The organism is Chitinophaga japonensis (assembly GCF_007830125.1).
Lineage (GTDB): Bacteria > Bacteroidota > Bacteroidia > Chitinophagales > Chitinophagaceae > Chitinophaga > Chitinophaga japonensis.
Genome location: NZ_VLLG01000005.1, coordinates 34,549 through 48,932, shown reverse-complemented (window position 1 = coordinate 48,932; position 14,384 = coordinate 34,549). Strand labels below are relative to the sequence as shown.

Annotated in this window: 8 protein-coding genes; all 8 read left to right on the top strand. The window is 57.8% G+C overall.

The window, feature by feature from the left end; genetic code table 11:
- The first annotated feature begins 28 nt into the window (after nt 1–28).
- The 8 genes from LX66_RS21520 to LX66_RS21485 all read left to right on the top strand — a co-directional run bounded on the left by LX66_RS21520 (nt 29) and on the right by LX66_RS21485 (nt 14,369).
- A complete protein-coding gene (locus tag LX66_RS21520) occupies nt 29–2,827 on the top strand; it encodes a SusC/RagA family TonB-linked outer membrane protein (protein ID WP_145717452.1) in 2,799 nt (932 codons plus the stop codon).
- A 22-nt stretch (nt 2,828–2,849) separates the two neighbouring features.
- Nucleotides 2,850–4,517, top strand: coding sequence for a RagB/SusD family nutrient uptake outer membrane protein (locus LX66_RS21515; RefSeq protein ID WP_211366465.1), 1,668 nt, complete (start codon nt 2,850–2,852; stop codon nt 4,515–4,517).
- Between the two features lie 20 nt (nt 4,518–4,537).
- On the top strand, nt 4,538–5,947 hold the full coding sequence (locus LX66_RS21510) for a right-handed parallel beta-helix repeat-containing protein (RefSeq protein ID WP_158642705.1): 1,410 nt from the start codon (nt 4,538–4,540) through the stop codon (nt 5,945–5,947).
- A 46-nt stretch (nt 5,948–5,993) separates the two neighbouring features.
- On the top strand, nt 5,994–6,845 hold the full coding sequence (locus tag LX66_RS21505) for a LamG domain-containing protein (RefSeq protein WP_244620481.1): 852 nt from the start codon (nt 5,994–5,996) through the stop codon (nt 6,843–6,845).
- A gap of 37 nt (nt 6,846–6,882) precedes the next feature.
- Nucleotides 6,883–10,005, top strand: coding sequence for a glycoside hydrolase family 2 TIM barrel-domain containing protein (locus LX66_RS21500; protein WP_211366462.1), 3,123 nt, complete (start codon nt 6,883–6,885; stop codon nt 10,003–10,005).
- Nucleotides 10,006–10,043: 38 nt separating this feature from the next.
- Entirely contained in the window at nt 10,044–11,288 is a 1,245-nt protein-coding gene (locus LX66_RS21495) for a sensor histidine kinase (RefSeq protein WP_145717448.1), read from the top strand.
- A gap of 378 nt (nt 11,289–11,666) precedes the next feature.
- On the top strand, nt 11,667–12,983 hold the full coding sequence (gene eat, locus LX66_RS21490; protein WP_145717446.1) for an ethanolamine permease: 1,317 nt from the start codon (nt 11,667–11,669) through the stop codon (nt 12,981–12,983).
- A gap of 3 nt (nt 12,984–12,986) precedes the next feature.
- Nucleotides 12,987–14,369, top strand: coding sequence for an ethanolamine ammonia-lyase subunit EutB (locus LX66_RS21485; RefSeq protein WP_145717444.1), 1,383 nt, complete (start codon nt 12,987–12,989; stop codon nt 14,367–14,369).
- The last annotated feature ends 15 nt before the right edge of the window (nt 14,370–14,384 follow it).

Genomic DNA, 14,384 nt, shown 5'->3' with positions numbered 1-14,384 from the left:
ACATTTTTCAAACACAAAAAACAATTGAATGAACCATTTCAGATATAAACAGCTCACGGCATGCATACTAACGGGCATGGGCATACTGGCCGCCGGCAGCCTGCGGGCGGATGCAGCAAGGGATACCATTCCCGCATCCCTGGATACCCTGCAAAGCGTAGCCTACGCGGAGCAGCCCCGCTGGAAAACAACCGCCGCCATCGCAGGCATCAGCGGGGAGGAGCTGCGCCGGTCGTCCGTGCCCACATTGAGCAATGCCTTGTTTGGCCGGCTGCCGGGTCTTACGGTAATGCAGGGCAACGGGGAGCCGGGCTACGATGCGCCTTCCATGCTGGTGCGCGGCATCAGCTCGTACCGCGGTACGCGCCTGCTCACCTTTGTGGACGGTTTTGAAAGCCCCTTCGACCAGTTTGCTGCAGATGAAATAGCCAGCATCACCGTGCTGAAAGACGCTGCCGCTACCGCCATGTATGGCATACGCGGGGCTAACGGGGTGTTACTGGTTACTACCAAACGCGGGTTTGTCGGGAAACCCCGCATTGCCTTCAGTGCGCAAACCGGCTGGCAGAGCCCTTTACGGCTGCCGGATTTCCTGGGCGCCTATGATTACGCGCGCCTCTATAACGAAGCGCTGCAGCAGGAGGGACGGGCGCCCCGGTATTCCCAGGCCGACCTGGATGCCTACAGGGCCGGTAACGACCCCTATTTCCATCCCAACGTGAACTGGTATGATGAAGTGCTGAAGAAAACAGCGCCCACCGCCAACTATAACCTGAATATACGCGGCGGCAACAACAATGCCCGCTACTTTGTGCTGCTGAACGTGCTGAAGAACACCGGCCTGTATAAGAACACGGACCCGGAAAAGGAGGAAAGCGCCAACGCCAGCTTCCTCCGCTATAATTTCCGCTCCAATGTAGACATCAATGTTACCCGCCGTTTAAGCGCCTCGCTGGACCTGGCCGGCCGCGTGGAAGACCGCACGTACCCGGGTACGGATGCGCCTACACTCTGGTACAATATGATGCTGATACCGCCCAATGCTTTCCCGGTGCGCAACCCGGACGAGAGCTACGGCGGCACCTCCGTGTACCGCAACAACCCGGTGGGCCTGGTGCTGGGCACCGGCGTGGCCTCTACGCACGACCGCAGCCTGCAGGCCACCATGCGGCTGAATTACCGCCTGGACCAGTTGGCGGAAGGGCTGGTAGCCTCCGCCGCCGTGTCCTTCAATAACTGGTTCCGGGGCAATGATGATAAGACAAAAGAGTTTGCCGTATTCCAGTTGTCCCGCAACACCGCCGGGGACACGGTATATACCAAATTTGGCGACAACACTCCCGTAGCCGTGAACGACTGGCAGAATGACCAGTGGCGCCGCACCAACGCGCTGCTTAGCCTGGCCTATGACCGCAGCTTCGGCCAGCAGGAGGTAAATGCCCTGCTGCAATACCAGCAGGATGTGTATACCATCTCCGGCAATAATGTGCCTTACGCGCACCAGGGCATTGCCGGCCGTGTTACCTACGCGTATAAACGTAAATACATTGGTGAGTTCACTTTCGGCTACAGCGGCTCCGAAAACTTTCCCAAAGGGAGTCGCTTCGGTTTCTTTCCCGCCCTGTCTGCCGGCTGGGTGCTGTCCGAAGAAAGTTTCCTGCAGCCGCAGGCAGCCTGGCTGGATTTCCTGAAGCTGCGCGCCTCCTGGGGCCTTACGGGCAATGACCAGGTGGGCGGTCGCCGGTTCCCCTACAACCAGTACTACAGCGGTGGCGCCGGCTATTACTTTGGTACGGATAATCACGCCGCCAGCGGCATTGATGAAGGCAGCCTGGCCAATCCCGGCATTACCTGGGAAACTTCCCGCAGGTTGAATGCGGGCCTGGACGCCGTGCTGCTGCGCAACCGTATCACCTTCACGCTGGATGTGTTTGACGAGAAGCGTTATGATATACTGGCGGAGCGCAACAGTTCCGTGCCCGGTTACATAGGCGTAGGACTGCCCGCGGAGAATGTGGGCAGCGTGCGCAACCGCGGGCTGGAGCTGCAGTTGGGCTATCGCCGTCCCGCCGGAAAGCGCGGCCCTGGCTATTTTGTGGAAGCATCTGCCGCTTATGCCCGCAACAAGATATTGTACATGGCGGAAGTGCAGCAACCTTATGCGTACCTGAACCGCACCGGGCAGCGGGTAAACCAGCCCTTTGGCCTGCAGGCCATCGGCTTCTTCCGGAACGAGGCCGATATAGCCGCCAGCCCGCAGCAGGTGTTTGCCCCGGTGCGCCCCGGCGACATCAAGTACAAGGACCAGAACGGGGATAATATCATAGACATTTACGACGAAGTAGCGATCGGCCATCCTTTTGTCCCAGAATGGACCTTTGGTCTGCACCTGGGGCTGCAGTACAAAGGCTTTGACCTGGACGCTTTTTTCCAGGGAGTGGCCAACCGCAGCGTGATGCTGCAGGGGCCGCTGGTATGGGCTTTTGTGAACAACGCCGGCGCACCTCCCATGGCGCAGGGCAGGTGGACGCCCGAAACGGCCGCTACCGCCACCTATCCCAGGCTGACCACGGCGCCCAACGATAATAACTATCGCAGCGCTGATTTCTGGCAGCGGGACGGCAGCTTTATAAAGCTGCGCAACATAGAGCTGGGCTATACCTTACCGCTGTCGCTTACCCGGCTGGTAAAGCTGGATCATGCCCGTGTATACGTAAATGCTGTAAACCTGTTCACACTGGACCATGTTAAGATCGCAGACCCGGAAGTACTGTACGGGTACCCGGTGATGCGCTCCGTGAACGCAGGGCTGCGGCTGGAGTTATAACCTTACTAAAACAATGCACTTTATGCGATATAGAATATGCATGCTTTTTGCGGCGATGATGGGGATGCTGTCAGTCGCCTGCCAGAAAGATTTCCTGGACCGGCAGATCAGCACGGAGCTGACCGAAGAGCAGGTGTTTACTTCCTACGCCCGCACGCGGGATTTCCTGGTAGGCACCTATGCCGCGCTGCCGGCGGGCTTTAACAGGATAGACAACGCCATGCTGGCCGCCGCCACGGATGATGCGGAGTTTACCTGGGAAGGCGGCGCTATTCAACGGTATAACAATGGTAGCTGGAGCCCTTACATTAACCCGGACGATAACTGGAATGCCACTTATGCCGCCATACGCCGCACCAACCAGTTCCTGGAAAAATCCGGCAATGTGAACCTGGACACTTATAAGCTGAACCCGGACCCTACCGCGCAGCAAACGTATAACAATATGGTGGCCGACCTGGAACGCTGGCGGCATGAAGCCCGTTTCCTCCGCGCCTTTTTTTACTTTGAGCTGGTGAAAAGATATGGAGGCGTGCCCCTGATCACCCGGGTGCTGGAGCTGACCGATAACCTGGACCTGCCGCGCAACAGCCTGGAGGAGTGCGTGCAGTTCATTGCCGCGGAATGCGACAGCGCCGCTGCCGGCTTGCCGCTTACTACCGATGACACCAATACCGGCCGTGCCGTAAAAGGCGCCGCCCTGGCCCTGAAAAGCCGCGTGCTGCTGTATTGGGCCAGCGAAGGCTATAGCGGCGGCGGTATGCAAAGCCGCTGGGAGCAGGCCGCAGCAGCGGCCAAAGCGGTCATAGACCTGAATGTGTACCAACTGGCAGGCAATTACCGGGCGCTTTTCAACACCTACAACAACAGTGAGATCATCTTTGCCCGCAGGGCAGGGGCCGCCAACAGTTTTGAAAGCGCCAACTATCCCGTATACGATGGTGGGCAGAGCGGCACCACGCCTTCGCAGAACCTGGTGGATGCTTACGAGCTTACGGACGGCAGCCGCTTTGACTGGAATAATCCCGCACATGCCAGCGCGCCCTACAAGGACCGCGATCCACGTTTAAGCATGACCGTGATCGCCAACAATACTACCTGGAGGGGGCGCAGCATGGAAATATGGACCGGTGGAAAAGACGGGCCGGAAATAGACCGCGCCTCCAGGACCGGCTACTACCTGAAAAAATATATGGATGAGAACCTGGACCTGGTGCAGAACAAGGCCAGCGTGCATACCTGGATATATTTCCGCCTGGCGGAAATGTACCTGAACTACGCGGAGGCCATGAATGAAGCTTATGGCCCCGACCAGGACCCGCAGGGCTGGGGCCTTAGCGCCATAGCGGCGGTGAATGCCGTGCGCGGCCGCGCTTCCGTAAACATGCCGCCGTTGCTGGCAGGGCAGTGGAACCAGGCGGATTTCCGGGAAAAAGTAAGGAACGAGCGCCGGGTGGAGCTGGCCTTTGAAGAGCACCGCTACTGGGACCTGCGCCGCTGGAAACTGGCGGCGGATATGCTCAGCGCCCCGCTGAAAGGCGTTCGTGTAACGCGGGTGGATGATACCACCTTCTCCTACGCGCCTTTTGAGCTGGAGCCACGGGTGTTCCTGCCTAAAATGTACTGGTACCCGGTGCCGCAATCGGAAAAAATAAAATCGCCCGCCCTGGAGCAAACACCGGGATGGTGACATTCAATTTGGTGATTATCATGATCGGAAACAGGAAACTATTGCGCTTGTTATTAATTGGGTTGGCTGCCTGGAGCTTGCCGGCCCTGGCCGCTACGCCGGCCGCCTATTACGTGGATGCCATTGCCGGCAGCGATGCCTGCACCGGCCGCTCGCCGCAGCAGGCCTGGCGTAGCCTGGAAAAGGTGAACCGTCATGTTTTTCAACCCGGCGATACCCTCTTTTTCCGCGCCGGCCGCATTTATGAAGGACAGTTAAAGCCGCAGGGAAGCGGCAGCAGGGAGCAGGCCATTGTGATGGACCGGTATGGTGCGGGATACAAGCCCCGCATCCAGGGCAACGGTGTAATGCCGGCCGCCCTGCACCTGTATAACGTGGCGCACTGGCAGGTGCGCAACCTGGACATTTCCAATTACGGGCCGGAACGGAGCCCGCGCCGCGCCGGCGTGCTGGTGCAGTTGCAGGACTTCGGCACGGCCGCTTCCATCGTGCTGCAGTTCCTGGATGTGCATGATGTGAACGGCAGCCTGGTGAAGAAGGAGGGAGGAGGGGCCGGCATCATAGTACAGAATGGCGGCCGCCGGCAGCCTTCCCGGTTCGACGGCCTGCTGATCGCGGACTGCACGATCCGCCGCTGCGAACGGAACGGCATACTGGTGAACGGTTACTGGTCGCGCACGGAATGGCATCCCAACCTGCATGTAGTGATCCGCAACAACCTGCTGGAAGGCGTGCCGGGCGACGGCATTGTGCCTACCGGCTGCGATGGCGCGCTGGTGGAGCATAATGTGATGCGCGACTGTCCCCGCCTGTTGCCGGACGGGGAGGCGGCCGCCGGCATCTGGCCCTGGAGCTGCGATAACACCCTGGTGCAGTACAACGAGGTAAGCGATCACAAAGCGCCCTGGGACGGCCAGGGCTTTGACTCCGACTGGAACTGCAACAACACCGTGATACAGTACAACTACAGCCACGACAATGAAGGTGGTTTCCTGCTGGTATGCAATGACGGCAGTGCAAAGCCGCCCCACAATGCCGGCAACCGCAACACCATTGTCAGGTACAACGTAAGCATCAACGACGGGTTACGCACCAGCGGCAGGCATGCCGGGTTCGCGCCCATATTTCATATAGCCGGCCCGGTGCTGAACACCCGCATTTATAACAACCTCATCATCCTGCCGCCGCGCAGCCCGCAAATGGATAGCACGCTGGTGGAAATGGGCGACTGGCACGGCTATGCAGACAGCACTTTTTTCGGCAGCAATATTTTCTGTACAAAAGCAGTAGCAGATTACCGGTTTGCAGGCAGCCGCCGGAACTATTTCCGCGGCAACGTGTATACCGGCCGCCACCTGGATAAACCCGCAGACAAAGGCCCGGCGGACATTGCCTGGCTGGCTGCTTTCCTCGCGTACAGGCTACTATAAAACCACAGGTTTGACCATATATTCACTCACCTTCAAAACCCACATTATGAGAACACTATTTAACACCCTGCTGGTGTGCACTCCTCTCTTTATATGCTCCTGCGCCAAACAGGCCCAACAGGAGCAGTTGCAGCAAGCCCCGCTGCAGGCCTCCGCAAGCCAAAGCGCCGTAATGGCCGCCGCTACCTGGGAAACCGTGATAGACGGCAACTCCTTTAACAGCTACTCCGCATTTGAAGCCGCCTGGAACTACCTGTATCCCTGGGGCTCCGACCATAACGGCACCGCCCGTATGTATGGCAGCCCCACGGATCATAACCATATTTACCTGAGCAATGGCGTGCTAACGGAAAAGGCAACACGTATCAACTGGGATGAAGGCAACAGCAGCGCCGATCCCTACCTGCCCATCCGTTACCACTCCGGCGCCGTGCATGCCAAAACCCATGTGCTGGTCAATGACCAGTTTCCCAACTGGGAAGTGAAATGCGATTTCCAGGCGCCTTCCGTAAAAGGCTCCTGGCCGGCCTTCTGGCTCACCGGCGTAAATAGCTGGCCGCCGGAAAGCGATATCATGGAATTCAAGGGCGACGCCAATAACTGGCAGAACACCTTCAGAACGCCGTCCGATGTGTCCAGCACCATTACCTGGGTATCTTCCCCCGGCAACTGGCATACCTACCGCGTATGGATCACCAAGGTGAACGATACCGATGTAGACATCCATTACTATATAGATGGCAACTGGAAAGCGGTGCACCGCGGCAATTTTGTGGGCAAGCCCTTTTACGTGATCATCAACCTGCAGATGGAAGGTTCCAGCGGAAGCCCCGGTCCTTCCGCGGACACCTATCTGCATGCGCGCAATGTTTACATAGGCCGTACCCGTAATTATTAACCGTACTTTTTCTTAAACCCGTCAAACCTGTGGTTTTATGTCACAACCGATGAGCAAGTATACGATCGCCTGTTTGTTATTTTGTATGGCCGCGCTGCGCCTGGCAGCACAGCAAAACGAGTGGGAGAACCCCGCGGTGTATGAATGGCGCAAGGAGCCGCCGCATGTGGACCTGGTGCTGTACAACAATGCCGCCGATGCCCGGGCGGATGTGCACGCGCGCGCTTCCCGCTACCGCCTGCTGAACGGCAACTGGAAATTCACCTATGCAGACCGGCCTGCGGACCGGCCACTGGACTTTTTCCGGGAAGACCTGCAGGATACCGGCTGGGCGCAGATACCCGTGCCTTCCAACTGGGAGCTGAAAGGCTGGGGCATTCCCATTTATACCAACATTATCTACCCTTTCCCCGCCAACCCGCCTTATGTAAACAACCAATATAATCCCGTAGGCACTTATCGTACTACCTTTACCGTGCCTGCCGGCTGGAAAGGGCAGCAGGTGATCCTACACTTCGGTTCCATATCCGGCTACGCGCAGGTGTATGTGAACGGGCGGAAAGCCGGCATGAGCAAAGCGGCAAAATCTCCCGCGGAATTCAATATTACCCCTTACCTCCGCGAAGGCGGCAACCTGCTGGCGGTGCAGGTGTTCCGCTGGCACGACGGCAGCTACCTGGAGGACCAGGATTTCTGGCGGCTGAGCGGCATTGAAAGGGATGTGTTCCTGCAGGCCTATCCTTCCTCTTCTTTGTGGGATTTTTTTATTACCGGCGACCTGGATGCCCGGTACCGCAACGGCCTGTTCCATGCAACGGTAGACCTTCGCCATTTTGTGCAAGGCCGCGGCAGCAACATGGTAAGGGTGGCGTTGCTGGACAGCAGCGGCCGGCAGGTGTTTGCGCAAAGCCGTACCTTGCCCGCCGGTGCAGACAGTATGCAATCCTTTACGTTCAGCGGCAGGATCAATGATGTAAGCAAGTGGAGCGCAGAAAACCCGGTGCTTTACGACTGTATCATTACGCACCGGGATGCAGCCGGCAATACCGTGGCGGTTACCGGCAGCAAGCTGGGCTTCCGCAAGGTGGAAATAAAGCAGGCACAGTTGCTGGTGAACGGCGTGCCCGTGACAATAAAAGGCGTGAACCGGCATGAGCATGATGATGTGAACGGGCATGTGCCCGATGATACCCTGATGCTGCAGGACATCCGCCTGATGAAGCAGTTCAACATCAATGCCGTGCGCACCAGCCATTACCCCAATGACCCGCGCTGGTACAAGCTCTGCGATCAATACGGCCTTTACCTTGTGGACGAGGCCAATATTGAAACGCATGGCATGGGCGCGGAGTTCCAGGCATGGTTTGACAAGAGCCGGCACCCGGCCTACCGGCCGGAATGGGCGCCGGCGCATATGGACCGCATACGCCGGCTGGTGGAGCGCGACAAGAACCACGCGTCCGTGATCATATGGTCGCCTGGCAATGAATGTGGCAACGGCCCTGTTTTCCACGACGCCTATCAATGGATAAAGCAGCGCGACCACACCCGGCCGGTGCAGTTTGAACAGGCCGGCGAGGACTGGAACACGGATATCGTTTGCCCCATGTATCCCCGCATCCGCCATATGAAAGCATACGCCGAAGCGGCTAAGGAACGGCCTTATATCATGTGCGAATATGCGCATGCCATGGGCAACAGCAACGGCAATTTCCAGGAGTACTGGAACATTATACGCAGCAGCCCGCACATGCAGGGCGGCTTTATCTGGGACTGGGTGGACCAGGGCCTGCGCGCAAAGGATGCCGCCGGCCGCACTTACTGGGGCTACGGCGGCGATTTTGGCGCTTATGCCATGCAACATGATGAAAATGGCGTGGCCGATGGACTGCTGGCCTCCAACCGCCAGCCGGACCCCGGCCTGTACGAAGTGAAGAAAGGGTACCAGCCCGTATTGTTCAGCGCCGTTGATCCCGCAAAAGGGATCATTACCATCCGCAACGATCTTGACTTTACCAACCTGGACCAGTACACATTTCGTTGGGAATTGCTGCGGAACGGGGGAGTGATAAAAGCGGCGGATTTTGCCGTAACGCTGGCCCCGCACCGGCAGCAAACGCTGACCTTGCCCCTGCCGGGTATTACGCCGGCACCGGGAACAGAATATTTCCTGAACCTGTTTGCATACACCCGGCATGCCGCCCCGCTGCTGCCTGCCGGCCATGAAGTGGCCAGGGAGCAGTTTTTCATAGGGGACAGCGCTTATTTCACACAGGAGGCCCCGCCGGGAACCTTGCAGGTAAAACGCTCCGGGCGGCAACTGCAGTTCAGCGCAGGGGATGTTAGCGGCGTATTTGACCTGGAGCACGGGCGGCTGGCTGCTTACAGCAGGCAGGGCCGCCGCCTTATAGAACGCTTCCCCGAACCGTACTTCTGGCGGGCGCCTACGGACAATGATTTTGGCAACCAGATGCCGGAGCGCCTGGGCGTGTGGCGCACCGCTCATGCCAATCGCCGCCTGCGCCGGGCCGTAGTAGGGGAGCAGGGGCCGCAGGGCCTGCCGGTGACCATGGAATATGAGCTGACGGATATACAGGCCGCCTACACGGTCACCTACCTGGTACAGCCCGACGGTGCTTTGCAGGTAACGGCGGCCATTGACATGGAGGGCCGCACTTTACCGGAACTGCCGCGTTTTGGCATGCGCATGATGCTGCCCGCCGCCTGCAACAAGCTGGAGTATTACGGGCGCGGGCCCTGGGAGAATTACAGCGACCGCAATTCGGCTGCATTGCTCGGCATATACCGGGCCGGGGTATACGATCAGTTCTTCCCTTATATCCGCCCGCAGGAAAGCGGGTATAGAACAGATGTGCGCTGGCTGAAGCTCACGGACAGCACCGGCGCAGGGTTAATGATAAAAGGGTTGCAGCCGGTATGCTTCAGCGCGCTGAACTATCTTACGGAAGACCTGGACCCGGGGCTTACCAAAAAACAGCAGCATATTACCGACATTCAACCGCGCAACCTGGTATGCCTGCAGGTGGACCTGCGGCAACGGGGCGTAGGCGGCGACGACAGTTGGGGCGCATTGCCTCATTTACCTTATCGTTTGCTGGAGAAAAAATATGTGTATAGCTACCTGATCAGGCTGCTGTGATGGAGGTTTTTCCCGCATGATTTTGTTATTTTTATAGCATGGTGGAATCTAAACGGAACAAGTCAGACCCCTTTGAAGGTGAAAGTGAGCATCATTACCACGAAATATTTCAAAGACTGCATGCGGCTATTTACACCTGTGATGCCGCCGGCCGGATCAAACTCTATAACCAGGCGGCGGTAGCGCTGTGGGGTCGCATGCCGGAACCGGGCCGGGACCTGTGGTGCGGATCATGGAAGATCTACTACACGGATGGCACCCCCATGCCGCTGGATGAATGTCCCATGGCCATTGCATTAAAGGAAGGGCGCGCGGTGCTGGGGCATGAGATCATCGTGGAGCGGCCGGATGGCTCACGCAGGAACGTGCTGCCGCACCCGGAGCCGATCTTTAACATGGCCGGCGAAGTAGTGGAAGGCGTAAACATGCTGGTGGATATTACCGAGCACAAGAAAGCCCAGCAGGCGCTGCATGAAAAGGAAGAACAGTACCGGGCGCGGCTGGAAAAGGAAGTGGAGGAAAGGACCCTGGAACTGCGCCGCCTCAATAAGGAGCTGGAAAAGACCAACAACGAGCTGGAGCAGTTTGCCTACGTAGCCAGCCACGACCTGCAGGAGCCCTTGCGCAAGATCCAGGTGTTTGCCGGCATACTGGAAGGGCAGTTACACGATCCTGAAAAAGCCGCCTGGTTCCTGGGTAAGATCGCTGCTTCCGCTGAAAGGATGATGACCCTGATCAAGGACCTGCTGAACTTTTCCCGCCTGGGCGTAAAGGATGAAACGCCGGTGTCCGTGGATCTGAACGGCGTACTGGATCATGTAAAGAACGACCTGGAACTGATCATACAGGAAAAGCAGGCCATGCTGAACAACGAGGTACTGCCCACCATTGTGGCCATTCCCCTGCAAATGCACCAGCTTTTTTACAACCTCGTCAGCAACTCCCTGAAATTTTCCGGCAAGGAAACGTCTCCCGAAATTACTATTCGCTCCAGGGCGTTGCTACCGCAGGAAATTGCGGCACAGCCCGGCCTGGACCCTTCGCTGGAATATGTGGAGCTGGTGTTCCGCGACAACGGCATCGGTTTTGACCAGCAGTACGCCGAGCAGATATTCACCATCTTCCAGCGCCTGAACTACCGGCAATCCTATCCCGGCACCGGTATCGGGCTGGCGCTTTGCAGGAAGATCGTCATCAACCATCATGGCGTTATACATGCCGTGTCTGCAGAGGCGTCCGGCGCCGCATTCCACGTGATACTACCGCGCACGCAGCCACGCTGAGCGGCCAACTGCACTGTCCGCTGACATTATCACACAAAAGTTTTATGCATTATTACGCAGGTTTATACTACTTTGGCAGTCGAGCGCACTTGTTATTCTACTTATTACCTGGAGGTCAGCAAAATTTCATTCAACCTGTTCACGTCATCAGCCATATAAGTGCGAAACGATGTTTTATATAGAACAGCGTGCAATGAATGGTCTGTGAAGCCTACACCTACACCTGCAACTGTCCCGTTAAAGACAGTGTTTTTACACACCCCGTCCCGCCGGCGCGGTTATCAGCCTACCGGCGGGACAAATAGCTTTCACAATTAGCTTTCGCTCTCCGCTTGCGGACAGCCATACTACTCCTTCCTGAAATCATTATCTTGTAACATGTCTTCACTTAAAAAAGTCATTAAGCCCATTCATTTATGGGCCATCGCGGTAGGGCTGGTCATCTCCGGCGAGTATTTCGGCTGGAACTACGGCTGGGGCGTTGCCGGCACCGTAGGTTTCCTGGTCGCCACGCTGCTGATCACCGTGATGTATGTAACCTTCATTTTCAGCTTTACGGAGCTCACCACTTCCATCCCGCATGCAGGTGGCCCCTTTGCCTACTCGCACCGGGCTTTTGGCCCTATTGGCGGGCTGGTAGCGGGATACGCCACGCTGGTGGAGTTCCTGCTGGCCACGCCGGCCATTGCGTTTGCGCTGGGCAGTTACATTCATTTCCTGCACCCCGGCCTGCCGGTGCTGTGGACGGCCATTGCCTTCTATGCCGCACTAACGGGCATGAATATGCTGGGCATTAAGGAGTCCGCGCTGTTTTCACTGGTCATTACGCTGCTGGCCGTAGCGGAGCTGCTGGTATACATGGGCATTATAGCCCCGGCCTACCGTACGGCCAATTTCCTGCACAATGCCATGCCGCAGGGCATACCCGGCGTGTTTGCCGCGCTGCCTTTTGCCATGTGGCTGTACGTGTGCATAGAAGGCGTAGCCATGGTGGCGGAGGAAGTGAAAGACCCGGAGAAGAATATTCCGAAGGGCTACATCTCCGGCATCCTTACGCTCATGCTGCTGGCCATCGGGGTGATGGTGCTGACCGGCGGTATTACAGACTGGCGGCGTTTGGCGGACATTGATTACCCGCTGCCGGAATCCATCGGCATTGTGCTGGGCAAGCAGAACAGCATTACGAAAATATTTGCCGGCATTGGCCTGTTCGGGCTGCTGGCCTCTTTTAACGGCATTATCATCAGCTATTCCCGGCAGTTATTTGCGCTCTCCCGCAGCCGCTACCTGCCTGCCCTGCTCTCGAAGCTGAGCCGCCGCCATCAAACGCCGGATATGGCGCTGATCATCGGCGGCCTGCTGGGCATCGTAGCGCTGTGCCTGGGTAAAACGGACCAGTTGGTGATCCTCTCCGTGCTGGGCGCCGTGGTCATGTACATCCTGAGCATGGCCAGCCTGTTTGTGCTGCGTAAAAAGGAGCCGGCGCTGAAGCGGCCCTACAAAGCGCCGTTGTATCCCTGGTTCCCGCTCATTGCGCTGTTGCTTTCCGTATTGTCGCTGGTGGCCATTGTGTACTACAATCCCTGGCTGAGCGTGCTGTTCTTCGGCGGGCTGGGGCTTACGCTGCTGGCATTCGTGCTGGGCGGCCGGCATAAACAAACACAGGAAGACCTATCTTTATACCAGTTGCAATAAGCGATGGGATACCACTACACCATACAAAGCACGCGCTACCGGTTTGACGACCTGAAAACCTTGCTGGCAAAGGCTTCGCCCTTCCGCTCCGGGGATGCCCTGGCAGGTCTTTGCGCCGGCAGCTACGAGGAGCGGGTGGCGGCCCAGTTGGCGCTGGCGGATGTGCCGCTGACGCAATTCCTGCAGGAAGCATTGGTGCCCTACGAGGAAGATGAGGTTACCCGGCTGATACTGGATACGCATGATGCCGGCGCTTTTGCCCGCATCCGGCAGATGACCGTAGGGGAGTGGCGCGACTGGCTGCTGAGCGATGAAGCGGATACGTCCGTGCTGCAGCAACTGGCGCCCGGCATTACCCCGGAAATGGCCGCTGCAGTATCGAAGCTGATGCGCAACCAGGACCTGGTCAGCGTGGCCCGCAAATGCGAGGTGGTGACCCGCTTCCGCAATACCCTGGGGCTAAAGGGCCGCCTGGCTGTACGCCTGCAGCCCAACCATACGACGGACGATCCCAAAGGCATAGCCGCCAGCATTATAGACGGGCTGCTGTACGGCAGCGGGGATGCGGTGATCGGCATCAACCCGGCTACGGACAGCCCGGCTGCCACTGTTACGCTGCTGCAGATGCTGGACCACCTGCGCCAGCAGTTCAATATTCCCACGCAGTCCTGCGTATTATGCCATGTGACCACGGCCCTGGAGATCATGCAGCAGGCGCCGGTAGACCTGGTGTTCCAGTCCATCGGCGGTACGGAAAAGACCAACCGCAGCTTTGGCGTGAGCCTGTCGCTGCTGCAGGAGGCCTATGAAGGGGCGTTGGCTTTACGGCGGGGGACCATTGGCAACAACGTCATGTATTTTGAAACGGGGCAGGGCAGCGCTTTATCTGCCAATGCGCACGCCGGGATGGACCAGCAGACCTGCGAGGCCAGGGCTTACGCCGTAGCCCGGCATTTCAAACCCCTGCTGGTCAATACCGTGGTGGGCTTTATAGGGCCGGAATACCTGTTTGACGGGAAGCAGATCATACGCGCCGCACTGGAAGATCATTTTTGCGGCAAGCTGCTGGGATTGCCCATGGGCGTGGACGTATGCTATACCAACCATGCCGAAGCAGACCAGGACGATATGGACAACCTCCTGACCCTGCTGGGGGTGGCCGGTTGTAACTATATTATGGGCGTACCGGGCGCGGACGATATTATGCTGAACTACCAGAGCACCTCCTTTCACGACGCCCTGTACCTGCGCAGGGTGCTGGGGCTGCGCCCGGCCCCGGAATTTGAGCAATGGCTGCAGCAGCAGGGTATTATGGATGAGCTGGGCCGCCAGTTGCCCGTGCAGGCATCGCATAAGTTGCTGTTGGAAGTAGGAAATATGAAGTAAGCAGTAAGAAAAAGG

Coding starts and splice junctions, on each gene's coding strand:
- LX66_RS21510 (WP_158642705.1), top strand. CDS start 4,538: ATGATCGGAAACAGGAAACTATTGCGCTTGTTATTAATTGGGTTGGCT.
- LX66_RS21505 (WP_244620481.1), top strand. CDS start 5,994: ATGAGAACACTATTTAACACCCTGCTGGTGTGCACTCCTCTCTTTATA.
- LX66_RS21500 (WP_211366462.1), top strand. CDS start 6,883: ATGTCACAACCGATGAGCAAGTATACGATCGCCTGTTTGTTATTTTGT.
- LX66_RS21515 (WP_211366465.1), top strand. CDS start 2,850: ATGCGATATAGAATATGCATGCTTTTTGCGGCGATGATGGGGATGCTG.
- LX66_RS21520 (WP_145717452.1), top strand. CDS start 29: ATGAACCATTTCAGATATAAACAGCTCACGGCATGCATACTAACGGGC.
- LX66_RS21495 (WP_145717448.1), top strand. CDS start 10,044: ATGGTGGAATCTAAACGGAACAAGTCAGACCCCTTTGAAGGTGAAAGT.
- eat (WP_145717446.1), top strand. CDS start 11,667: ATGTCTTCACTTAAAAAAGTCATTAAGCCCATTCATTTATGGGCCATC.
- LX66_RS21485 (WP_145717444.1), top strand. CDS start 12,987: ATGGGATACCACTACACCATACAAAGCACGCGCTACCGGTTTGACGAC.